The sequence below is a fragment of the Streptomyces sp. Z26 genome, assembly GCF_003665095.1.
In the GTDB taxonomy this organism is placed as follows: domain Bacteria; phylum Actinomycetota; class Actinomycetes; order Streptomycetales; family Streptomycetaceae; genus Streptomyces; species Streptomyces phytohabitans.
On record NZ_RCHV01000002.1, the window covers coordinates 5,395,454 to 5,418,468 of the forward strand.

General features: G+C 74.3%; 19 protein-coding genes. 6 read left to right on the forward strand and 13 right to left on the reverse strand.

The annotated features are described in order from the left end of the window. From D7M15_RS23420 to D7M15_RS23430, 3 genes are all read left to right on the forward strand, one after another. Entirely contained in the window at positions 1–816 is an 816-nt protein-coding gene (locus D7M15_RS23420; protein WP_165906318.1) for a carbohydrate ABC transporter permease, read from the forward strand. Positions 817–869: 53 nt separating this feature from the next. Then, positions 870–2,099: a glycoside hydrolase family 76 protein gene (locus D7M15_RS23425; protein WP_240649438.1), complete on the forward strand. Its 1,230-nt coding sequence runs from the start codon at positions 870–872 to the stop codon at positions 2,097–2,099. Between the two features lie 82 nt (positions 2,100–2,181). Next, positions 2,182–5,328, forward strand: coding sequence for a glycoside hydrolase family 38 C-terminal domain-containing protein (locus tag D7M15_RS23430; RefSeq protein WP_121519311.1), 3,147 nt, complete (start codon positions 2,182–2,184; stop codon positions 5,326–5,328). A gap of 65 nt (positions 5,329–5,393) precedes the next feature. Here D7M15_RS23430 and D7M15_RS23435 read toward each other — a convergent pair whose 3' ends face one another. From D7M15_RS23435 to D7M15_RS23460, 6 genes are all read right to left on the reverse strand, one after another. Next, positions 5,394–6,395 (reverse strand): ester cyclase, encoded by a 1,002-nt coding sequence (locus D7M15_RS23435; protein WP_121519312.1) that lies wholly within the window; start codon positions 6,393–6,395, stop codon positions 5,394–5,396. A gap of 57 nt (positions 6,396–6,452) precedes the next feature. Further along, the gene (locus D7M15_RS23440; protein ID WP_240649439.1) at positions 6,453–7,277 is read right to left on the reverse strand and encodes an aldolase/citrate lyase family protein; all 825 of its coding nucleotides are present in this window, start codon (positions 7,275–7,277) and stop codon (positions 6,453–6,455) included. Beyond that, positions 7,274–8,035, reverse strand: coding sequence for an SDR family NAD(P)-dependent oxidoreductase (locus tag D7M15_RS23445; protein WP_121519314.1), 762 nt, complete (start codon positions 8,033–8,035; stop codon positions 7,274–7,276). The genes D7M15_RS23440 and D7M15_RS23445 overlap by 4 nt, the downstream gene beginning before the upstream one ends. Continuing rightward, positions 8,032–9,342, reverse strand: a complete 1,311-nt coding sequence (gene hisD / locus D7M15_RS23450; protein WP_121519315.1) for a histidinol dehydrogenase — start codon at positions 9,340–9,342, stop codon at positions 8,032–8,034. The genes D7M15_RS23445 and hisD (D7M15_RS23450) overlap by 4 nt, the downstream gene beginning before the upstream one ends. A gap of 83 nt (positions 9,343–9,425) precedes the next feature. Beyond that, a complete protein-coding gene (locus D7M15_RS23455; RefSeq protein ID WP_127201787.1) occupies positions 9,426–10,160 on the reverse strand; it encodes an alpha/beta fold hydrolase in 735 nt (244 codons plus the stop codon). Between the two features lie 5 nt (positions 10,161–10,165). Beyond that, the gene (locus D7M15_RS23460; RefSeq protein ID WP_121519317.1) at positions 10,166–11,305 is read right to left on the reverse strand and encodes a cupin domain-containing protein; all 1,140 of its coding nucleotides are present in this window, start codon (positions 11,303–11,305) and stop codon (positions 10,166–10,168) included. Positions 11,306–11,472: 167 nt separating this feature from the next. Between D7M15_RS23460 and D7M15_RS23465 the strand changes: the two genes are divergently transcribed. Next, positions 11,473–12,471 carry a LacI family DNA-binding transcriptional regulator gene (locus D7M15_RS23465; RefSeq protein WP_121519318.1) on the forward strand — a complete coding sequence of 333 codons (999 nt, stop codon included), beginning with the start codon at positions 11,473–11,475 and terminating at the stop codon, positions 12,469–12,471. A 76-nt stretch (positions 12,472–12,547) separates the two neighbouring features. On the opposite strand, the gene hisD (D7M15_RS23470) is transcribed toward D7M15_RS23465, so the two are convergent. Together hisD (D7M15_RS23470) and D7M15_RS23475 are read right to left on the reverse strand one after the other, a co-directional pair. Further along, positions 12,548–13,909, reverse strand: a complete 1,362-nt coding sequence (hisD, locus tag D7M15_RS23470) for a histidinol dehydrogenase (protein ID WP_121519319.1) — start codon at positions 13,907–13,909, stop codon at positions 12,548–12,550. Between the two features lie 115 nt (positions 13,910–14,024). After that, positions 14,025–14,936, reverse strand: a complete 912-nt coding sequence (locus tag D7M15_RS23475; RefSeq protein WP_121519320.1) for a LysR family transcriptional regulator — start codon at positions 14,934–14,936, stop codon at positions 14,025–14,027. A 161-nt stretch (positions 14,937–15,097) separates the two neighbouring features. Here D7M15_RS23475 and D7M15_RS23480 point away from each other — a divergent pair, with 161 nt between their 5' ends. Beyond that, the gene (locus D7M15_RS23480) at positions 15,098–15,976 is read left to right on the forward strand and encodes a carbon-nitrogen hydrolase family protein (RefSeq protein ID WP_121519321.1); all 879 of its coding nucleotides are present in this window, start codon (positions 15,098–15,100) and stop codon (positions 15,974–15,976) included. Between the two features lie 71 nt (positions 15,977–16,047). On the opposite strand, the gene D7M15_RS23485 is transcribed toward D7M15_RS23480, so the two are convergent. The 4 genes from D7M15_RS23485 to D7M15_RS23500 all read right to left on the reverse strand — a co-directional run bounded on the left by D7M15_RS23485 (position 16,048) and on the right by D7M15_RS23500 (position 20,981). Continuing rightward, on the reverse strand, positions 16,048–17,739 hold the full coding sequence (locus D7M15_RS23485) for a glycoside hydrolase family 13 protein (RefSeq protein WP_121519322.1): 1,692 nt from the start codon (positions 17,737–17,739) through the stop codon (positions 16,048–16,050). A gap of 91 nt (positions 17,740–17,830) precedes the next feature. Further along, positions 17,831–18,679, reverse strand: a complete 849-nt coding sequence (locus tag D7M15_RS23490) for a carbohydrate ABC transporter permease (RefSeq protein WP_121519323.1) — start codon at positions 18,677–18,679, stop codon at positions 17,831–17,833. Further along, the gene (locus D7M15_RS23495) at positions 18,676–19,647 is read right to left on the reverse strand and encodes a sugar ABC transporter permease (protein ID WP_240649440.1); all 972 of its coding nucleotides are present in this window, start codon (positions 19,645–19,647) and stop codon (positions 18,676–18,678) included. Before D7M15_RS23495 ends, D7M15_RS23490 begins: the two co-directional genes overlap by 4 nt. Before the next feature lie 5 nt (positions 19,648–19,652). Then, on the reverse strand, positions 19,653–20,981 hold the full coding sequence (locus D7M15_RS23500) for an extracellular solute-binding protein (protein ID WP_121519324.1): 1,329 nt from the start codon (positions 20,979–20,981) through the stop codon (positions 19,653–19,655). 167 nt (positions 20,982–21,148) lie between these two features. Between D7M15_RS23500 and D7M15_RS23505 the strand changes: the two genes are divergently transcribed. Then, a complete protein-coding gene (locus tag D7M15_RS23505) occupies positions 21,149–22,183 on the forward strand; it encodes a LacI family DNA-binding transcriptional regulator (RefSeq protein ID WP_240649441.1) in 1,035 nt (344 codons plus the stop codon). Positions 22,184–22,222: 39 nt separating this feature from the next. On the opposite strand, the gene D7M15_RS23510 is transcribed toward D7M15_RS23505, so the two are convergent. After that, entirely contained in the window at positions 22,223–22,546 is a 324-nt protein-coding gene (locus D7M15_RS23510) for a DUF3253 domain-containing protein (RefSeq protein ID WP_121519325.1), read from the reverse strand. Between the last annotated feature and the right edge of the window lie 469 nt (positions 22,547–23,015).

Consider the following 23,015-nt stretch of genomic DNA (forward strand, 5'->3'; position numbering starts at 1 on the left):
ATGTCCACCGGCCGAGTCCTGCGCAACGCCACCCTCACCGTCCTCGCCCTGCTGTGGCTGGTCCCCACCTGGCTGCTCGTCGTCAACGCGCTGGTGCCCGCCGAGAGTTACTCGGGCAGTCCGCACTGGCTGCCCGACGGCTTCGGCCTTCTCGACAACATGTCCGAGGCATGGGACCGGGCCAGCCTCGGCCCGGCCCTCGGCAACAGCCTCCTCTACTCCGTGGTGAGCGCCGCGGCCGCCGCCGTGACCGCCGCGTTCGCCGCCTTCGCGACGGTCGTCATGCCCGTCCGGCGGCAGGCGCTGTGGTTCTGGGTGGTGTACTCCGGCACCCTGCTGCCCCTCCAGGTCTTCATCCGGCCGCTGTTCCTGTCGTACGCGCAGACGTCGCTGTACGACACCCAGACCGGTCTCGTGCTGGTCTACACGGCGATCGCCGTCCCGTTCGCGTTCTTCGTGCTGCGCAACTACGCGCTGACGATGGAGCGGGAGATCGTGGAGGCGGCGCGGATGGACGGGGCGTCGTGGTGGCGGCTGTTCTGGCAGATCCACGTGCCGCTGACCCGGTCGGCGATGGTCGCGGTGTTCGTCTTCCAGTTCGTGGCCGTCTGGAACGATCTGATGTTCGGCATCACCATGGTCACCAGCCGCAACATCCGCCCCGTGATGGCCGCGCTGGCCGACCTCCAGGGCAACTACTCCAACGTCGGGCCGCCCGTCGTGCTGGCCGGGGCGCTCCTCGTCTCGCTGCCGACCGTGGTGCTGTTCTTCTCCGCGCAGCGCTTCTTCGTCAGCAGCCTCCGCATCCACCGCTGAACACCCGTAGGCACGCCCGCTTCTCCCTCCCACTCCCGCGAAGGGACACACCCATGCCGCGTTCACCCCTGCCCCGTTCACCCCTGGCGCGCGCCGCCGTCTCCGCCGTCTGCGCCGGGCTGCTCCTCACCGCCGTGCCCGCGCACGCCGCGCAGGCCCGGGGCGCCGACCGGCCGCGCCCGGTCTCCTCCGGCGCGTGGGCCGACCGCGCCACCGACGCCTACCGCGCCCTCCAACAGCACCTGTACGAGGGCGCCGACCAGCACGGGCTGTACCTGGAGCACACGCCCCGGCAGGCCGCCGACCCGGAGCACTCCTTCCTGTGGCCGTTCCGCGAGGCCGCGCAGGCGGCCGTCGACATGCAGCGGCTGCCGCGCACCGGGGACGACTACCGGGACGACGCGGCCGAGCGGTTCGGCACCGCCGAGCGCTACTTCACGGCGGGCGACCGCCCCGGCTACGAGTCGTACCTGCCCGCCCCACTCGGCACCGGCGGCGACGTGTACTACGACGACAACGCCGTGGTCGCCCTGACGCAGCTCGACCAGTACGAGGAGACGGGCGACGCCCGGTTCCTGGAGCGGGCCGAGCGCGTCGTGCCGATCGTCTCCCGGGCGTGGGACGACGACGCGGCGAAGCCCTGCCCCGGCGGCATGGACTGGTTCGACTCGCCCGCAAACACCGTACGGGCCACCAACGTCACCGCCCTGTCCGCCCAGCTCGCCGCCCGGCTCTACGAGCACACCCGCGACCGCGCCCACCTGGAGAAGGCGGAGCGCTGGTACGGCTGGGTGCACTCCTGCATGCGGCTCTCGCCCGGCCTGTACGCCAACGACCGCGGCGACGACGGCACCACCAACGAGACGCTCTGGACGTACAACTCGGGCGCCATGATCGGCACCGCCACCGCCCTCTACCGCGGCACCGGCGACGAGGCGTACCTGACGAAGGCCGTCGACGACGCCCGCGGCTCCCTCGCCCACTGGACCGACGGCGACCGCCTGCACCAACAGCCCGCCGTGTTCAACGCGTTCTACTTCAAGGACCTGCTCGACCTCGACGCCGTACGCGCCGAGCCCGCCTACCTGAAGGCCATGAGCGCGTACGCGGACAGCACGTACGACACCAACCGGGACGCCGCCACCGGCCTGTTCCGCTTCCAGCCCTCCGGCGGCGGCGACTACGACCCGGCCGCGCCCGCCGGGACCCTCCACCAGTCGGCCATGACGCAGATCTTCGCCACCCTCGCCGACGCCACCCACGGACGCCACGGGCACTCCTGACCGGTGCGGGGCGGGCCGCCCCGGTCACCGCGCCCCGCCCCGCGCGCCACCGCACCCCCGACACGAAGGACACCCACGCACCATGCCCAAGCCACCGCTGACCCGGCCGTCCTGGTGGGACTCCGACCTCGCGCGCGACCTGCTGAAGGAGCGCGCCGTCACCACCGCCGCCCTCGGGGACCTGGAGGTGCGGCTGTCGGGGGAGCCCCTGCTCCGCCGCGACGGTACGGGCGGACTGCTCCAGTCCGTACGGCTGGGCGTACGCCGTCCCGGGGGCGGGCACCCCGGGCCGCGCGTCACCACGGCGCGCGTCACCACCGCCGGGGGCACGCCCGTGCACTGCGAGCTGCTGCCGGGGCCGGGGGACGACACGCGTCTCCTGGTCCCGGAGGTGGCCGAGCCCACGCCGTTGCTGCTCGAACTCCCCGAACTCGCGGCGGGCGCACGGCTCCCCTTCGAGGCGCTGCCGCAACGCCACTGGACGCTGCACCTGGTGCAGCACTCCCACCTGGACATCGGCTACACCGACCCGCAGGGCCGGGTGCTGGCCGAGAGTCGCGCGTACCTCGACTCCCTCCTCGAACTGTGCCGCGACACCGACGACTGGCCCGAACCCGCCCGGTTCCGCTGGGCCGTCGAGGGCTTCCACTCGTTCGAGGACTGGCGCGCCCACCGGCCCCGGCGGCGGGTCGAGGAGTTCCTCGACCGGGTACGCGAGGGCCGCGTCGAGCTGACGGCGCTCCCCTTCAACCTGCACACCGAGACCTGCTCCACCGACGAACTGCACGAACTGCTGCGCCCCGTCACGGAGTTGCGCGAACGGCACGGCGTGCACGTCACCACCGCCATGCAGACCGACGTGCCCGGCCAGGTCGTCGGCCTGCCCGACGTGCTCGCGGACCACGGCGTACGCCACCTGTCCGTGGCGCACAACTGGGCGGGCCGCGCCGTGCCCCACCACGTCGGCGGCGCGGACCTGCCGCGCCTCTTCCGCTGGGAGGCGCCGAGCGGCGCGAGCGTCCTGGTGTGGCGTACGGACACCCCGCACGGGCTGGCCTACATGGAGGGCTCGATCCTCGGCTTCGACGAGTCGTACGCCCGGGTCGACGACCTGCTGCCCGCCTACCTCGGCGCCCTCGCCCGCTTCCCGTACCCGCACCAGGGGCGCGGCGTCCCCGGCTTCCCCGCGCTCGAACTGCCCGGCGCGGCCGACCCGTACCCGTGGGACGTGCTGCACCTGCGGGTGCTCGGCAAGTTCGCGGACAACGGGCCGCCGCGCCGCGTCATCTCCGACACGGTGCGCCGCTGGAACGAGCAGTGGGCGTACCCGCGACTGCGCGCCTCCCGCAACGAGGACTTCTTCGCGGACGCCGAGCGCCGCGTCGGGGACCGCGTGGAGACCTACCGGGGCGACTGGACCGACTGGTGGGTCGACGGCGTCGGCGCCGGAGCCGTACCGCTGGCCGCCACCCGGCGCGGACAGGCGGCCCTCGCGGAGGCGCAGACGGTGGCCGGGTACGCGCACCTGCTGGGCGTCGGCGGCGGCACTGCCGTCACGGCGGGCGCGCCGGAGGTCTACCGGGCCGCGTCGCTGTTCAACGAACACACCTGGGGCGCCGGTGACCCCTGGACCCACGGGGAGCACGGGCACGGTTCCGGCGAGAAGCAGTGGCACTGGAAGTACGCCCAGGCCCTGCGCGCCCACGACGGCGCCGAGGCGCTCCTCGACACGGCGTCCGCCCTGCTCGGTGAGGCGCTCGCCCCGTCCGGGGACGCGGCGGCGTCCTTCTACGCGGTGAACACGTGCGGTTGGGCGCGTACCGAGACCGTACGGATCTTCCTCCCGGAGAGCACCGTCGGCCTCGCGGACGCCGTACGGGTCCTCGACGGACGTACCGGCGCGCCGCTGCCGTTCGCGGCGGAGGCGCAGAGCAACGAGCGCCACCGCGCGGCGGGCCGCTTCCTGCGCGTGCCCGTCGCGGACGTCCCGGCGTGCGGCGCCGTACGGCTGGACGTCGTCACGGGCGAGGGCACGACGGCGGAGCCCGTCCCGGCGGGGGACGGGACCGCGACCGTCCTGGAGAACGACCACCTGCGCGTCACCGTCGACCTGCGCGCGGCGTGCGTCGCCTCCGTCGTCGACAAGGCCACCGGCCGCGAACTGGTCCGCCAGGACGCCACGGTGGGCTTCAACGGCTACGTGTACGACGAGTACGCCACGGCGGGCGGCTTCAACCACCAGTCCAGCAAGACCGTCGCCGACGACTCGATGCACCTGCTCGCCTCGCGCAGCACCGCGCCGCCCGCGGCGCTCGTCGACCGTACGACGGACGCCACCGGGCAGACCCTCGTCTACGAGTGCGCCCCCGCCGGCACCCGCCGCCTGCGCGTACGCGTGCACCTCCCGCACGACGCGGCGCGCGTCGACTTCGAGAACCGCGTCGAGAAGGACGCGACCCTCACCAAGGAGAGCGCCTTCTTCGCGTTCCCCTTCGCCCTCGACGAGCCCGTCGTGCACACGGAGGCCACCGGCGGCGTCCTGGGCGGCGACCGCGCGACCGTACCGGGCTCGGCGGCCCACATGCGCGCCGTCCGCCGCTGGGTCAGCCTCAGCGACGGCACCCGGCACGCCGTACTGGCGACGGCCGACGCGCCGCTCGTCCAGCTCGGCGGGATCGCCGTGCCGTACGTGCCCTACCCCCGGTCGATGCCGAGGGAGGAACCGGCCACCGTCTTCTCCTGGGTGCACAACAACATCTGGGACACCAACTTCCCCTCGCAGCAGGCGTTCGACCACGTCTTCCGCTACAGCGTCGGCTTCGGGACGGAGACGGGTGCGGACGGGGACGGAGGCGGCGGGGCGGACCTGCTGGCCGCCCGCGTCGCGGCGGTGACCTCCCACCCGCTGGTGCCGGTACGGGCCCGCGCCGCCGCCGTGGCCGAAGCCCCCGGGGAGGCGCGGTTCCTGGCGCTGGACGACCCCCGGGTACGGCTCGTCGGGGCGACCGTACCGGGTGACGGCACCCTCCTCGTACGCCTCCAGTCGCTGGCGGACGCCGCCGTCACCTGCCGCCTCAGCACCCCGTTCCCCCTCGACGGCGCGGACCGCACCACGTACCTGGGACTGCGCCCGCGTCCCCTCGAACGGGACGCGGACGGCGCCGTCCCCGTCACCGTCCCGCCGCTGGGCACGGCGGCCGTCCTGCTGCGCCTGCGCCGCGCGGACTGACGGCGTCCGCGCGCGCGGACGGGCGGCACGCCTCCGGTGGTGCCGCCCGTCCGTGCGCCGGGGCCTCAGTAGATGTTGGCCTCGACGGGGGCGGAGCCGTCCCCGCGCGAGGCGTTGATCTGCGCGCGCAGCGAGATCTCGTCGTAGACGCGGACCTCCTTCACGATCCGGCCCTCCTGGACGAGGAACTGCGAGACACCCAGCACCGTCACCGGGCTCCCGGTGAGGGGGCCGAACGTGGGCACGCCCCGGTACGTGCCGTGCATCGTCCACAGGACGGCCACCCGCAGCCCCGCGTAGCGCGGCGAGTGGTGCGCCTGGACGTCCCGCACGGCGAACCGGGCGTCGGGGAACGGACCGACCATGGCGAGGAGATCGCTCTGGTAGTGCTGGGGGCGGATGACGGTGCGGTCACCGACGGTGTGCAGGAACAGGTCGCGCACCATGAAGTCGTTCACCCGGTGCAGCCGCCGCCGCGACCACACCTCGTCGACGAACTCCAGCACCATCTCGCACTCGGGCCGGAACCCGTCCGCCCGCGCACCGCTGACCCCCAGCGCCAGCACGTCCGCGGGCGGCTCCTCCAGCATGGAGCCGGTGTACCCCTGGAACGTCAGCGCGCGGGCCGCCTCGTCCGGGTCGCGGCGGGTCTGGAGGCAGTCGGCCAGGTCGTCGCGGACGACCCACTCCTCGACCATCCGGCCGCGCCGGTACAGGCAGTTGGCGACCGTACGCTTGCGGACCGGGACGGCACGGCCGTCCACGAGGTGCTCGTCGACGGAGAAGACGAGATGCGAGCTGAGGAACGCGTCGTCGCCGCGCGCCTCCCACACCACGTCCTCGGCCTGGCCGATGTGGCCCGGCGTCTCGGCCATGCGCATCGTGCTGCCCTCGATGACGCCGTCGCGGCCGACGACGGTGCCGAGGCTGGTGTGCACGATCGAGTCGGGCTCGTAGTTCTCCACGATGTGGTCGATGTCGCGGTCGATCCAGATGCGGTCGGTGACCTCGCGGATGAAGTCGTCCGGGTCCTCGTACGGGAGGTACGCGACGGGGTCCAGGGGCATGGTGTGTCCGTTCCGGTGGTGGGTGCGGTGGGTCGCGTCGGGGTGGTGCGGCGGTGGTCAGGAGGGTAGGCGCGGGCCGCCCGCCGGGCCCGCCGCGTCGGGCGGGGCGTCGGGCGTGTCCGTGGTCCCCGGCGCGGCCAGGGCGCGGAAGGTGTCCATCAGCACCTGGGCCGTGTTGAAGAGGATCAGCCGCGCGCCCCGCGCCTCGGCGGCGCGGCCCGCCTCGACGCCCGGCACGATCGCCATCACCGCGCGGTCCTCGGCCCGTGCCGCGCAGTGCGCCCGCGCGACCAGGCGGTCGACGGCGCCCGGCTCGGGGAAGCCGCAGTCCGCCGCGAGGTCCGCGGGGCCCACCAGCACGGCGTCCACCCCCTCGGTGGCGGCGATCGCGTCGGCGTCCTCGACGGCACGACGCGTCTCGACCATCACCACGACGAGCGTCTCGCGGGACGCGGCCACGTGGTCGGCGGCGGAGACCGTACCGAAGCGGCCGGCCCGGCCGTACGTCGCGAAGCCCCGCCCGCCCCACGGCGGGTAGTGGCTGGCGGCGACCGCCCGCAGGGCGTCCGCACGGCTGTCGACGTGCGGGTGGACGATCCCGGCCGCGCCCAGGTCGAGGCAGCGCAGGACGAGCGCGGGCTCGTCCGAGCCCACCCGGACCAGCACGTCGACGCCGTGCGCCGCCGCGGCCGTGAGGTGCCGCTGGAGCGGGACGGTGTCGGCCGGGCCGTGCTCGCAGTCGATGACGACGTAGTCGAGGCCCGCGACGCCCGCCATCTCCACCAGCGTCTCCGACGGCATGCGGAGCAGGGCGCCCCGCAGCACCTCGCCGTCCGCCAGCCGCCGCTTGAGGCCGCGACGCGGCGTACCGGCGCCCGTCACCGGGCCACCATCCCCGCCGAGAGGTCGATGTCGGCCCCGCACATGCCGCGCATGCGCAGCATCGCGGTGACGGCGTCCCCCACCTCGTCCTCGGTGACCATCCGTCCCAGCGCGGCGCGCCCGACGAACGCCTGCTCGGCCTCGGCGTACGTGCTGCCCGTACGCGCCGCCTCCAGCCGGAAGTTGCGTTCCATGCGGGGCCCCGAAACGGGCCCGGGGGAGAGGGAGTTGACGGTCACGCCGAGCGGTCCGACCTCGCCCGCCAGGGTGGTGGTGAGGCCGAGGACCGCCATCTTCGACGCGCAGTACGGGGTGCGCCGGAGCAGCGGGCGCTTGCCCGAGACGGAGGCGATGTTGACGACGTCGCCGGTGCCGCGCGCGGTCATCGGGGGCAGGAAGGCGCGGCACATCAGGAAGACGCCGCGCACGTTCACGTCGAAGACCTCGTCCCAGTCGCGCGGGCTGATCTCGGTGAGCGGGGCGACCGGCCCGGCGATGCCCGCGTTGTTGACGAGGACGGAGACCTCCTCGCCGTCGAGGCTCCGGGCCAGCGCCTCGACGGCGTCGGGGCGGGACACGTCGCAGACGCGGTGCGTCACCCGCGGCCCGAGCCGCTCCGCGGTCGCCCGGAGCGCGGCCTCGTCGCGGCCGGTGATCACCACCCGCGCCCCCTCGGCCACCAGGGCGCGGGCGATGGCCCGGCCGAGGCCGCCGCCCCCGCCGGTGACGAGCGCGGTGCGGCCGTCGAGGGGGCTCACGCGGCGCCCTCCCCGTTCCACGGCAGGGTGCCGTCGCCGTACTTCGCGGCGCGTACGTCGCCGGAACGGGCGTGGCCCTCGAACAGCTCGACGCGGGAGGCGCGGCCGCACACCTCGCCCAGCAGGGCGGACGAGGCGGTGTCGGTGACCTCCTGGTACGTCACCGTCTTGAGGTACTTGCCGACCCACAGGCCGCCGGTGTAGCGGGCGGCGCCCCGGGTGGGCAGGACGTGGTTGGTGCCGATGACCTTGTCTCCGTACGAGACGCAGGTGCCCTCGCCGAGGAAGAGCGCGCCGTAGTCCCGCATCCGTTCCAGCGCTCGGCGCGGGTCCTCGGTGAGCACCTCGACGTGTTCGCTGGCGTAGGAGTCGGCGACCGTGAACGCCTCGTCGAGGGTGTCGACGACCACGATCTCGCCGTGGTCCCGCCAGGCCGGTGCCGCGAAGTCCCGGGTGGGCATGCCGGGCAGCAGCCGTTCGACGTGGCGTTCCGCCTCGCGGGCCAGCTCCTCGGACGTGGTGACGAGCACGGCGGGGGAGTCCGGCCCGTGCTCGGCCTGCGAGAGGAGGTCGACGGCGACGACGAACGGGTCGGCGTGCTCGTCGGCGATCACCAGGATCTCGGTCGGCCCCGCGAACAGGTCGATGCCCACCTCACCGAACAACTGCCGCTTGGCCTCGGCCACGTACGCGTTGCCCGGCCCGGCGAGCATCGGCACCCGCGGCACGCTCGCGGTGCCCAACGCCAGCGCCGCGACCGCCTGGACGCCGCCCAGCAGGTGGATCTCGTCGGCGCCCGCGAGGTGCATCGCGGCGACCGTCGTGGCGGGGATCTCGCCCCGGATGGGCGGGGTGCAGGCGGCGACGCGGGGGACGCCCGCGACCTTGGCGGTGACGATCGTCATGTGGGCGGACGCCGTCAACGGGTAGCGGCCGCCGGGCACGTACGCGCCCGCCGCGGAGACGGGGAGGTGGCGGTGGCCGAGGCGGACGCCGGGCAGCGTCTCGATCTCGACGTCGGCCAGGGAGTCGCGCTGGGCCCGCGCGAAGTCGCGCACCTGCCGCTGCACGAAGCGGATGTCGTCCAGGACGGTGTCGGGCACGCCGGAGACGATCCGGTCGATCTCGTCGGGGGACAGGCGGAACGACTCCGGGCTCCAGTTGTCGAACTTCTCGGAGTACCGGCGTACGGCGTCGTCACCGTGCTCGCGGACGTCGTCGAGGATGGCCCGGACGCGCTCGGCGACGTCCGTACGGGCCGCGCTCACCTGCGCGGCGGGGACGGGGGATTTGAGGTGGCGGGGCATGGAGGTCCTCTTCCACGGGGAACGGGTGCGGGGGCGGGTTCGGGTTCGGGCGGTGTGCGGCCGGGGCCGCGCGGCCGGGGTGGTCAGTCGGCGGCCGCGGGCGTCGTACGGGCGGCGGCTCCGACGAGCGAGCGCAGCGCGTCGGTCACCGCGTCCGGCCGCTGCCACGGCAGCAGGTGGCCCGCGTCGGGCAGCACCTCCAGGGCGGCGCCGGGCACCGCGTCCGCGATGGCGCGGTGGAAGCGGGGCGGGCACAGCGCGTCCCGCGCCCCGGCCAGGACGACGGTGGGGCAGCGGACCGCGCGCAGCATGTCGGCCGCGTCGGTACGGGTCGCCTGCGCGGCGAGTTGGGCGCGGGCGGCGGGGGCGCCGACGGCGTGCGCCATCGCGCGGTAGCGCTCCGCGTCACCGGGAGTCGGCTCGGGGTCGGGGAACATGCCGGGCAGCGTCCGTTCGACGACGTCCGCGAACCGGTCCGCCGCGATCAGCCCGTCCATGGCGCGCCAGGCCGCGTACTGCTCGCGGCGCGGCGCGCCCGCGTTCGTCGACATCACGCACAGCCCCGCGACGCGGCGCGGCGCGCGGCGCAGCACCTCGAAGCCGACGATGGCCCCGAGGCTGAGCCCGACCAGCACGAACGGGCCCCGGGTCGCGGCGAGTACGTCCTCCGCCAGCGCCCCGACGTCCGGCCGCCGCAGGTCGACGTGGTGGACGTCGTGGCCCGGTGGGAAGTCGACGCCGCTCCACAGGCGCGCGTCGCACAGCATCCCCGGCACCACGACGAGCGGCAGCGGACGGGTGCCCTCCGCGTACGGCACGCCGGTCACCAGGCGCGGGCGGAGCGGGGCAGCAGGGCGTACGGGGCGACGTAGCCGTTGTGGTCGATGCCCAGGCCCGCGTCGGCCGCGCTCTTGCGCACCTCCTCGTCCCACTCCAGGCGGACGCGGCCGTCACCGGAGTTGACCACGAGGAGGTCGCCGCGCTCCGTACCGACGTTGCGCACGGTGCGCCAGGCGTCCGACGGCACGGAGAGCAGGTCGCGGGGGCCGAGGCGTACGCGGAGGGGGTCGTCGCGGTTGAGGGCGACCTCCCACAGGCCGTCCCGCACGATCAGGGTCTGGGTCTCGTGCTGGCGGTGGAGGGAGACGCCCTGGCCGGGGTCGGCGCGGAGCCAGGCGAGGTTGTGCCCGTGCGGGTTGGTGACGCGGGGCTCCTGGTGCGGGTCCTCCGTCATGCCGTAGCCGATGACGCAGCTCAGCCGGGCGCCGCCGCCGGGCAGGGAGCTGTCGAGGAACGGGTGCTCGGAGAAGGCGAGTTCGTCGGCGGCGGCGACGCGGCGCCGCATCTCGTCGGGGGTCCAGCGGCGCAGCCGGTCGAGGTGCTCCCGGCCCAGCGGGGTGACCAGTTCGGACTCGGGCGGGAGCGGGTCCCCGGCGACGGTGTCCACGAGCCGCTGGTCGGCGGTGAGGTGGAGGCCGTGCTCGCGGGCCTCCCGGAGGACGGACGGGCCCCAGATGATCCCGCCGGTGTCGTCCATGCCCAGCACCGTGAACAGCCAGCCGTCGTCCGGCCCGGTGTTGGTGAAGCCGCGGAAGATCCAGGTGGGGACGGAGGCGATGTCGCCGGCCCTGAGCGTGAGTTCGCCCTCGGTGCCGTCCGCGCCCCAGCGCAGCAGGTACTCGCCCTCGGTGCAGACGAACACCTCCGCGGTGTAGTGCAGGTGCAGGTTGTTGGTGATGCCGTGCGGCATGGCTGCGGCGCCGATCTGGTAGCCGTGCGGCAGCCGGAGGTTGACGTGCTGACCGGCGGCCTGCGAGACGCCGGGCCCGATCATCGCGTAGTTCTCCTTGCGGTCCGATCCGGGCGTACGGCAGTCGATGAATGCCTGGTTGCAGGAGACGAAATCGCTGCGGCGCACCGTGCGGCGGGCCAGCTCGTCGGCGGTCACGACGACGTCGGGCATGGCTGCTCCCTCGCTGTGAATACGTATGTATTCCATGAACGGTCCTCCCGGCCACGATGTCAAGAGGCCCACCGGGGAGTGTTGCCACGCGCCCGCCCGGACGGCGGCGCGGCGGGCATACGTATAGTGGCCGGGCGCCGTCGGGGGCGCCGCGACGAGGAGTGCGGATGGCAATCACCAGTCACGACGTGGCCAGACTGGCCGGTGTCTCGCAGCCCACGGTCTCCCGCGCGCTGCGCGGCGACGAGCGCGTCTCGGCGGCCACCCGGGAGAAGGTACGGCAGGCCGCCCGCGCGCTCGACTACGTGCCGAGCGAGGCCGGTCGCACCCTGTCGACGCGCGCCACGCGGCGGGTCGGCGTCATCGTCACCGACCTCACCAACCCGTTCTACCCGCACGTCGTCGCCCCGCTCCACGACGAACTGAGCAGTCTGGGCTACCGGATGATGCTCATCACCGAGCGCTCCGACGAGGCCGTCGCGCAGGAGACGCTGCTCGACCAGTCCATGGACGGCGTCGTCCTCGCCACGGCCACCACGGACTCCCGGCTGCCGGCCCAGCTGGAGCGGCGCGGCATGCCCCACGTCTTCCTCAACCGCGACACGGGCCGCGCCGGCGACGTCGCCTCCGTCGTCGACAACGAGGGCGGCGGGCGGCTCGTCGCCCGCGAGCTGGTCGCGCTCGGGCACCGGCGCGTCGCCGGGGTGTTCGGCGCGGCCAACACCACGACGGGCCGCGAGCGGGAGCTGGGCTTCCGGCTCGCCCTCGCGGAGGCGGGCGTCGGGCTCCCGGCGGAACGGGTGGTGCGCGGCGCGTTCGAGTACGACACCGGCTACCGCGCGCTGTCCACGCTGCTCGACGTCCGGGAGGCGCCCACGGCGGTCTTCTGCGGCAACGACGTCGTCGCCATCGGCGTCCTCAACGCGGCCCTCGCCGCCGGGGTGCGGGTCCCCGAGGAGCTGACCGTCGTCGGCTTCGACGACCTGCCGATGGCCGCCTGGGAGGTCTTCCGGCTCACCACCGTCCGGCACGACCTGCGGGAGCTGTCCCGCCAGGCCGCGCGGCTGCTGGTCCGGCGGATCGCCGGGGACACCGGCGCGGAGGGGCGACGCGTGGTGCTGCCCACCGAGTTCGTGCCCCGTGCCACCCACGCTCGCGTCCCCTGAACCGCCGCGCCCGGCACCCGTACCGGGTGCCACCGGGGGCGTGCCGCCGCGCGCGACGCGGCGGCACGCCCCCGGGTCACCACCGCTCGCGCAGGGGCGCCGGGACGTCGTCGAACGCGCCGGACGTCCGCCCGATCCGGTCGATGCGCAGCGTCGCCGTCGCGCCGTGCCCCGCCAGCCCCTCGAACGCGGAGACGCTCTCGACGGCGGGCGCCAGCGCCGCCGTCCCCTCCCGTGACGCGCGCTGGTACGTCAGCGGCTTCAGGAACCGGGAGACGGAGAGCCCCGCGTTGTAGCGGGCGGTCTTCCCCGTGGGCAGCACGTGGTTGGTGCCGCCGAGCCCCTTGTCGGAGTAGGCGACCGTCGACCACGAACCGAGGAACAGCGAGCCGTAGCTGGTGAGGTGCGTCAGGTAGTAGTCGTCGTCCTCGGTCTGGATCTCCAGGTGCTCGGGGGCGATCACGTCGGCGACGGCGACGGCGGCGGCCGGGTCGTCCACCACGATGACCGAACCGTAGTCCCGCCACGCCGGGCCCGCGATGTCCCGGGTGGCCAGCGACTCCAGCTGGCGCTCCACCTCCGCGACGACGGCGCGCCCCTGGCTCTCGGACGTGGTGATCAGGGCGGCGGGCGAGTGGGGCCCGTGCTCGGCCTGGCCCAGCAGGTCCGCGGCGACCCACACCGGGTCGGCGCCGCCGTCGGCGATGACGGCGACCTCGGAGGGCCCGGCCAGCAGGTCGATGCCGACGCGGCCGAACAGCTGCCGCTTCGCCTCGGTGACGTACGCGTTGCCCGCGCCGACCAGCATGTCGACCGGCGCCTCGCCCAGCAGGCCGAACGCCATCGCGCCCAGCGCCTGCACGCCGCCGAGCGCGAACACCCGGTCGGCGCCGGACAGATGGGCGCCGTACAGCACGGCGGGGTGCGCGCCGCGCTCGCCCGAGGTGGGCGTGCACGCCAGTACGGTGCCGACCCCGGCGGCCTTCGCCACGTTCACCGTCATGAAGGCGCTGGCGAGCAGCGGGAAGCGGCCCGCCGGGAGGTAGGCGCCGACGCGGGGCACGGGGACGTAGCGCTGGCCGCCGACGACGCCCGGGGCGACCTCCGTCTCGAAGTCCACCAGGTGCTCCCGCTGCGCCGCCGCGAACCGGAGGGTGCGCTCGTGGCCCAGCTCCAGGGCGGTGCGGACGTCCGGGGGCAGGGCGTCGCCCGACCCGGCCAGCTCGGCCGCGCCGATCTCCAGGTCGCCGGACCAGCCGTCCAGCTCCAGGGCGTACGCGCGCACCGCGTCCAGGCCCTTGCGCTCGATCTCCGACAGCATCAGGGAGACGCGTTCGACCACCTGCGGGTCGCGCTGGGCCGGGGGGCCGTCGACGGCGGGCTTCTTGAGCCAGCGGAGCGGGGGGAGGGACTCTGCCTCGTTCTGCGTGATCTGCATGGCGGGGACGCTAGGGGCCGCGGTGCCACGGGACCAGAGGGGCAGTTCCTGTCCGAACCACAGGCTTTCCCTGTTCCCGCAGGTGGGCCCGGGTGCGCGGGCCCGGGTGCGCCGCTCAGTCGACGGGGTCGGTACGGAGCGCGCGCAGGGTGTCCTCCGCGATCCGGGCGAGTTCGCTCGTGGCCCGCGACAGGGGGTGGCCCCGCCGACTCACCAGCGCGATCGTGTCGTACAGCGGGTCGGCGAACGGGACCGTGCGCAGCGCGGGCGGGAACGCGGCGCCGCTCACCACGGCGCGGCTGGCGACGGTGTCGCCCACCCCGGCGGCCACGAGGCCCAACGCGGCTTCCACGTGCTCCAGTTCGATCAGAGGGTCGACGCGGACCCCGGCGAGCCGGGCCCGTTCCGCCAGCTGGCGCCGGGTGGGGTCCCGCCAGCCGTAGTGCGCGTCGTAGAGGACCAGCGGCGCGCGGGCGAACGCCTCCGTGGTCACCGGCGTACGGGTGCGGTCCTCGCTCGCGCTGACGTACAGCACCTCGTCGCGCAGCAGCGGCCGTACCACCAGCCCGTCGTCGTCGACCGGCAGGACGACGAGCCCCGCCTCGATCCGCCCGGCGGCCACGGCCGACGCGGTCTCGGCCGAGTTCTGCCCGACGAGCCGGACGCGGACCGAGGGGTACCGGGTGTGGAAGTGGCGTACGAGGTCGGACAGCAGGTAGTAGTCCGCGTTGCGCAGGACGCCGAACGTGGCCGTGCCGCCGCCCAGCGACCCGAGGGAGCGCACCGCCCGCGCCCCGTGCCCGGCCGCCGCCAGGGCCTGCCGGGCGTACGGCAGCAGCTCCCGCCCGGCCGAGGTCAGCGTCAGGGTGCGGCTGCCGCGCGCGAACAGCGCGGCGTCCAGCTCCGTCTCCAGGCGGCGCACCAGTTCGGAGGCGGACGCCTGGGCGATGCCCATGGCCTCCGCCGCCGCGGTGAACGACCCGAGCCGTTCCGCCTCGACGAAGGCCCGCAGCTGGTTGAGGGTCATCCGGCGCCTCCCCGTCCGCCCGGGCCGGCCCACCACCGGCCCGGAGCCATCGGGTCCTCCTGTGGCCGCCGCAGGGAAAGGGTCACTTGTCCGGTGGCGGACGCGGTGGTTGGCTCGACCGCGTACCCGGACGTCCCGCGCGCGGAAGGCTGCCCCCGGCGATGACCACCACCCCCCTCCCGATCGGCCTGGTCCAGACGGCCGCGCGGCACCACGCCGCCGCCGACCCGGACGCGTTCGCCGCGGACGTGCGCCGTGTCCTCGGGGACCACCCCGGGCTGCGGCTGCTCGCCTACCCGGAACTGCACCTGTGCGGCCACGAACCGGACGAGGACCCGGTGGCGGTGATGAACGCGGCGGCCGAGCCGCTGGACGGGCCGCGCGGCGCGCGGCTGGCCGCGCTTGCCCGCGAGCTGGGGATCTGGCTCGTCCCCGGCAGCGTCTACGAGCGGGGCGCGGACGGACTCGTCTACAACACGGCGCCCGTCTACTCGCCCGAGGGCGCACGCGTCGCGGAGTACCGCAAGATCTTTCCGTGGCGCCCGTACGAGACGACGGCGTCCGGCGGCACCTTCGTCGTCCTCGACCTGCCCGGCCACGGCCGCCTCGGCCTGACGATCTGCTACGACGCCTGGTTCCCGGAGACCACCCGCCACCTGGCGTGGCAGGGCGCCGACCTCGTACTGAACCTCGTGCGCACGCCCACCGTCGACCGCGCCCAGGAGGTCGTGCTCGCGCGGGCGAACGCGATCGTGAACCAGGTGTTCATGGCCAGCCTCAACGCGGCCCTCCCCGACGGCGTCGGGCGCAGCGTCGTCGTCGGCCCCGAGGGGGACCTCCGGGCCGAGGCGGGGCCGGGCCCGGAGGAGGTCGTCACCGACGTGCTCGACCTCGGCGAGGCCCGCCGGGTGCGGACCCGGGGGACGGCGGGCCTCGCCCGGGTGTGGGACCCGTTCGAGGAGGGCCGGGCGCCGCTCGAACTGCCCCTGTACGGCGGCCGGATCGATCCCGGGCGCTGGCGCCGCGGGGCCGGTGGGTGACCCGCGCGTGACGGGCCGGGCCGCGGCCCCCACGGGCCGGGCGGCCCTCCCCGCCGGACGTGCGGCGCCTCTCACCGGGCGGACGCCGCGCCGGTCCGCAGCCAGGCCGTCGTCCACGGCGGGAGCCGGTCACCGGACAGGGGGCCGGAGGCGAGCAGGACCTCGCCCGGCGGCAGCGGGACGGCGCTGTCCGACAGGTTGCTGACGGTGTGCCAGCCGCCGGTACGGGCGAAGCGCAGCAGTCCTCGCCGCGTCTCCTCCTCCGAACAGGCCCACTCCAGCGCCTCGTCGGTGACCAGTGCGCGGCGCAGCCGCAGGGCCGCCCGGTACAGCTCCAGGAACGAGTCCCCGTCGCCGCGCTGCGCCTCCGCCGCGTACGTGCCCCAGTCGGCGGGCTGCGGCAGCCACGAACCGCCGGGCCCGAAGCCGAAACTGGTGCCCTCGCGGGTCCACGGCAGCGGCACCCGGCAGCCGTCGCGGCCCTTGACGCGCCCGCCGCTGCGTACCCACATCGGGTCCTGGAGGTCCGCCCGGTCCAGGTCGGCGACCTCGGGGAGGCCCAGCTCCTCGCCCTGGTAGACGTACGCGGAGCCGGGCAGCGCCAGCATCAGCAGCGCGGCGGCTCGCGCCTTGCGCGCGCCCGAGGGAAGGTCCGGGGCCGGGTCCCGGCCGTCGGTGAGGAGCCACTCCTCGACGTCCCGCTTGGCGGAGCCGGGGGGCAGGGCGTAGCGGGAGACGTGGCGCGCCACGTCGTGGTTGGACAGCACCCAGGTGCTGGTGGCGCCCGCGCGGCGGGCGTCGTCGAGCGCGGAGCCGATGACGGCGCGCAGTTCCACGGCGTCGAGCCGGGCGCCGAGGAAGTCGAAGTTGAACGCCTGCCCCAGCCCCTCCGCGGAGGCGTACGCCGTGCGCCGCGACGCGCGTACCCACGCCTCCGCGACGGCGAAGCGCGGCGGGTCGTACGCGTCGAAGACCCGCCGCCAGCCGCGGTACACGTCGTGGACGGCGTCCCGGTCCCACAGCGGGTGGCTGCCGTCGAGGGGCAGCGCGTCGGGCTCGTAGCCGCGTTCCTCGCCGAGGTCGCGCAGCGGTTCGCGCAGGTCCTTGGCGAGGCCGTGGGCCACGTCGACGCGGAATCCGGCGACGCCGCGGTCCGCCCAGAACCGCAGGGTGGTGTGGAAGTCCTCGCGGACCTCCGGGTTGTCCCAGTCGAAGTCCGGCTGCTGGGGCGCGTAGAGGTGGAGGTACCACTGGCCGTCCGGCACCCGCGTCCAGGCGGGGCCGCCGAAGCTGGACGGCCAGTCCGTGGGCGGCAGTTCGCCGTCCGGGCCCCGGCCGTCGCGGAAGACGTAGCGCGCGCGGGCGGCCGATCCGGGCGCGGCCGCGAGCGCCTCCTGGAACCAGACGTGCCGGTCGGACGAGTGGTTGGGCACGATGTCGACCATGATCCGCAGGCCGAGCCGGTCGGCCTCGGCGACCATCGCGTCGAAGTCGTCGAGGGTGCCGAGCCGTGGGTCGACGTCGCGGTGGTCGGCCACGTCGTAGCCGCCGTCGGCGAGCTGCGAGGGGTAGAACGGGCTCAACCAGACGGCGTCCACGCCGAGTTCCGCGAGGTGGTGCAGGCGGGAGGTGATCCCGGGCAGGTCACCGACGCCGTCGCCGTCGGAGTCCGCGAAACTGCGCGGGTAGATCTGGTAGATGACGGCCTGCCGCCACCAGTCCGCGTCGTGCCGGATGGTGGTGGGCGTGTCGGCGTGGGGCATCGGTGAACCTCTCGGGCGCGGGCCCAGGATCGGGTACGGACACGGGGGGTCGGGTTCGGACAGCGGTGCGGGGCCGTACGGGTGCGGGCGGTCAGCCCTTCACGGCACCCGTGGTCATGCCGGAGACGACCGACCGGCGGAAGATCAGCACCAGCACCCCGATCGGCACGGTCGCCACCATCGCGCCCGCGAAGATCACCCCGAACGGCACCTGGTACTGGCTGGTGAACAGCGCGATGCCGACGGATACGGTCCGGCGGTCGTCGGACCCGTTGAACGTGAGCGCGAGCAGGAACTCCGACCAGGTCGCCGTGAAGGAGAACACCCCGGCCGTGAACAGCCCCGGCCGGGCCAGCGGCAGGATCACCGTCAGGGCGGTGCGCAGCGGACCGGCCCCGTCGACGACGGCGGCCTCCTCCAACTCGCCCGGGATGCCGACGAGATAGTTGCGCATGATCCAGATCGCGAACGGCAGGTTCAGCGCGACGTACGGGATGATCAGCCCCGGGTAGCTGTTGAGCAGCCCGACCTGGCGCTCCATCAGGAACAGCGGCACCAGCATCGCGATCGGCGGGAAGACCGACAGCATGAGCAGCGCTGTCATGATCGCCCCGCGCCCGCGCACCGGCAGCCGGGAGAGGGCGTACCCGGCGAAGAACGCCAGGGACAGGATCAGCACCGTGGACACGCAGGCCACGACCACGCTGTTGAGGAGGTAGTGGCCGATGCCGTTGCGGTGGAACGCCGTGTCGTAGTTGGCGAACGTGGGGTCCTTCGGCAGCAGCGACGGCGGCGTCGCGCTGATCTCCCCGGGCCCCTTGAGGGAGGCGGACGCCATCCAGAACAGCGGCAGCGTGGCGCAGGCGGCGATCAGCAGTCCGCCGAGGTTGACGGCGTTGACGTAGCGGCGGACACCCTTGCGCGGGACGTTGCGGCTCATGCCCGGCCCTCCTCGTCGACGTGGGCGCGGAACACGCGCAGGAACAGCAGGCAGCAGGCCAGGACCATGACAGCGGTGGTCACGGCGACGGCGGCGCCACCGCCGAAGTCGAGGTTCTGGAAGAGGACGCGGTAGCCGAGGATCGCCACCGACTGGGTGGCCGTGCCCGGCCCGCCCTGCGTCAGCACGAACGGCAGGTCGAAGATCCCGAACGCCTGGAGGATGCGGAAGAGGACGGCGATGGCGACGATCGGCCGCAGCTGCGGCAGCGTGACCTGCCAGAACGTGGTCCAGGCGTTCGCACCGTCGATCTCGGCCGCCTCGTAGACGTCTCCCGGCAGGAGCATCAGCCCGGCGAGCACGACGATGGCGACGAACGGCGTCGTCTTCCACACGTCCACCACGACCATCGCCGCCATCGCGGGCACCGGTTGCCCGAGGATGTCCGGCTGGGTGCCGAGAAGCTGCTCGCACAGCCAACTCACCGCTCCGTACGTCCCGTTGAACAGGTACGACCACAGCTGCGCGGCGATCACGTTGATCAGCGCCCAGGGCAGCAGGAGCAGCGCCAGTATCCAGCCGCGGGCGGCGCCGAGGCGTTCCAGCACGAGCGCGGTGAGCGTCCCGAGCACCAGCTCGACGGTGACGGAGACGACCGTGAAACCGAGGGTGAAGGCCAGCGCGCGGTACCACTCGGAGTGGGTCAGCAGCGCCTCGTAGTGGCCGAGGGTGGGCGAGCCGAGCCGCAGGCCGCCGTACTCCAGCCGGACCTCCCAGAAGGACAGCACCAGGGAGAAGACGACGGGGAAGACCGTCACCGCGGCGACGACCAGCAGCGCGGGCGAGGCGAACAGCCAACCGGCGCGCACCCGGCGGCGGTTGAGGGAGACCGGCGGCCTCCCCGGGGTGGGGGCGGCGCTGCCGCCGCCGTCCTCCGGCGCGGTGGCCGGGGCCTTCACGTGCGACACGGAGCTCACAGCGCCTTCCCCTCCAGGGCCGTACGCAGCCCCTCGCGTGCGGCGCGCACCCCGGCCGCGGGGGAGAGGGTGCCGCGCACGACCTCGTTCGCCGGGGTGTACAACGCCTTGCTGACCTGCGGGTAGTACGGCGTCTGGACGGGCCGGGCGACCAGGCGCAGGTCGGCGGCGCGCAGCACCGTCGGGTCGCCGGCGGCGCGGGCCTCCGGGCCGTCGAGCACGGCGGTCATCGCGGGGACGACGCCCGCCTCCCGGGCGAGCAGGCGCTGCACCTCCTCACCGGCGCAGAACCGGGCGAACTCCATGGCGGCGCCCAGGTGCCGGGAACCGGGGTTGACGAAGTTGCTCCAGCCGCCCGCGCAGGAGATCCCCGACCGGCCGCCGCCCTCGAAGCCCGGACGCGGCACGGCGCCGACCTTCCCGGCGACGCGGGAGAGTTCGGGCGTACTCGCGTTGACCCAGGCGTACGACCAGTTGCGCAGGAACAGGCCGCGTCCGGTGACGAACGCGTCCTGCGCGTCGGACTCCTCGTACGTGGCGACGGTGCGCGGCGTGACCCCGCTGTCCGTGAACTCGGCCATCAGGGCGAACGCCCGTTCCGCTGCCGCGCCGCCCAGCACGGCCCTGCCGCGCCCGTCCAGGACGTCGGCGTCGGCGTCGGCGAGGAACTCGGTGAGGTTGGCGGTGAGCGACTCGGTCACCGCCGCCTGCCACAGGAACCCGGACTCCGTGTCACCGGCGCGCTGCACCTTGCGGGAGGTGTGCAGCAGCTCCTCCCAGCTGCGGGGGACACGGAGGCCGTGCTTGGCGAGGAGGTCCTTGCGGTAGAAGAGATAGGCGCTGTCGGTGAAGAACGGCACCGCGTAGACCTTGCCCCGGTACGTGGAACTGCTGCGCAGGGCTTCCGGATAGGCGTCCCAGAAGCCGTCCGCGAGCAGCGTCTCCACCGGCAGCGCGAGCGACGAGTGGCCGAACTGCGCGGGCCACGTGGTGTCGCCGAGGTACACGTCGGGCTCGGGGGAGCCGCCCGCGAGCTGGGTCGCGAGGGCGCTGCGGTTGCCGTCCGAGGAGGACAGGGCGTTGATCTTCGAGACGCTGATCCGGGGATGGCGCCGCTCGAAGGCCCGCATGATCTCGTCCGCGACCACGGCGCCACGGCGCGAGGGGATCTCGGAGACCCACCACTTCAGCTCGGCCGGTTCGTCGGGCACGGTGGCGGCCCGCGCGAGCAGGTCGTCGACGTCCGCGCCGCCGCATCCGGACAGCAGCCCCGCCGTGGCGGCGCTCACGGCACCCGTCAGCAGCGTTCTGCGATGCAGGGACATGGCGGGCTCCTCCCTTCTCTGACTGCCTGATGACAGCGCTAGCACGGTAGGGACGGCCAGGAGAGGGTGTCAATGGTCGCGGACGCTTCGGTACGGGAGTGGACTGCGATGACAGGGTTGTCATCCCTCGGTCGTAGTGCGGTGATTGCTGTGTTAACGTCCCGCGCATGGCCGAGGAAAACGCTGTCAGGGGCGCCACGTTGGCGGACGTCGCCCAGCGGGCCGGGGTCTCGCCCTCGACCGTCTCCCGCACCCTGCGCGGTCTGTCGACGGTGTCCCCGGCGACCCGGGCGCGGGTGGAGAAGGCGGCGGAGGAGCTGTCGTTCGCGATCTCGCGCAGCGCGTCCAGCCTGGTCACGGGACGTACGGGGCGGGTCGCCGTGCTCGTGCCCAACCTCGACTCGTGGTTCCTGGGCGCCGCGCTCGCGGGCCTGGCCCCCGCGCTCACCGCCGTCGGCCTGGACATGCTGGTCTACAGCGTCACCACCGCCGAGCAGCGCGCCCGGTTCTTCGACCGGCTCCCGGTCCGCCGCAACGCCGACGCCCTCCTCGTCGTCAGCTTCGCGCTGTCCCCCGCCGAACGCGCCCGCCTGGACGACCTCGGGGTGCCGCTGGTCTTCGTCAGCCAGCACGAGCGGGGCCGGGCGGGCGTCTACGTCGACGACGTTGAGGCGGCCCACCGCGGCACGCGCTACCTGCTCAACCTCGGTCACCGGCGCATCGCCTACCTGGAACCGGCGGACGCCTCCGGCTTCGCCTGGAGCAGCCGGGCCCGGCTCGACGGGCACCGCGCGGCCCTGGCCGAGGCGGGCATCGACCGGGACGACGCACTCGTCCGCCAGGTCGCCCACTGGGAGGGACCGAGCCTGGAGGCGGCGGTGGGGCGGCTGTTGAGCCTCGCGGAGCCCCCCACGGCGATCTTCGCGGAGACCGACGACATCGCGTTCCGGCTGCTGACGGTCCTCCGCGGCGTCAACGTCCCCGTGCCGCGGCGGATGTCGATCCTCGGCTTCGACGGCCACGCGATGGCCGAGCCCTGGGACCTGTCCACGATGGCGCAACCGGCCCGCCGACTCGGCGAGGAGGCGGCGAAGCTCGCGCACGGCGTGATCCACGACCCCGCCGCGCACCGGGAGCGGCACGTGGTCCTGCCGGTGGAACTCGTCCCGCGCGGCAGCACGGGCCCCGCACCCCTGGACTGACGGACACCGGCCGTCCGTACGGGGGTCCCCGGCGCGGCGCTACGTACGGGGACGGCGCACGCGGATCGGGCCGCGCGCCTCGGCCTCGGTGACCGGGCGCCCGCCCTGCGTCACCTCGACCTTCCCCGCCGCGGCCAGGCGCCAGGCCGCGCGGCGGACCGGTCCCATCAGGTCGCGCCAGCCCTCGTCGGCACCGTCGTGGGCCGCGCGGGCGGCGTCGGACGGGCAGATCGAGGACGTGTCGGCGCGGCGTTCCAGCAGGTCCAGGATGGTCCGCTCCAGCCGCCGCGCGCGCTGCCGCTCCGTCTCCGGTCCCCGCTCCGTCTCCGGTCCCCGTTCCGGCTCCCGCTCCGAGTCCGCCATGCCGTCGAGTGTGGCACCGTTCCCGGCCCCCGGCCGGGCGGCGACGCCGAGATGCCAACCCCGGGGACCATACGCGGGCCGGTCGTGAGGGATGGGAACGCGGAATTGCGGGGAGGAGCGCGCGACGGGCGGACGCGGGCCGCGACGTTTCTTCGCTGACCTCTGGCGGATGGTCCGGTATCGCTGTGGCCGGCGCTGGGCGATCTCACGTAACGGGGAGGTGGTCGCCTGGCGTCTGTGAAACGTCGACTTCCACGAAGACGGCTTCGTGCCGAACTGGCGGGAACCACATGACCGGCTCCGGGGTCTTCGCGTCGTTCGGGAGGCCGGAGTCGCACGATTCAAGCTTTCCGCGCTGGCGACGGTGCAGTTTCGGAAACACCCTTCGCGGACGCCGGACAGGCCCAGAGCCGTAGGTGGCGAGCGAAGAGCTCCGAGGCGAGAGCCGTCGATACACTCCGGAGGCGAC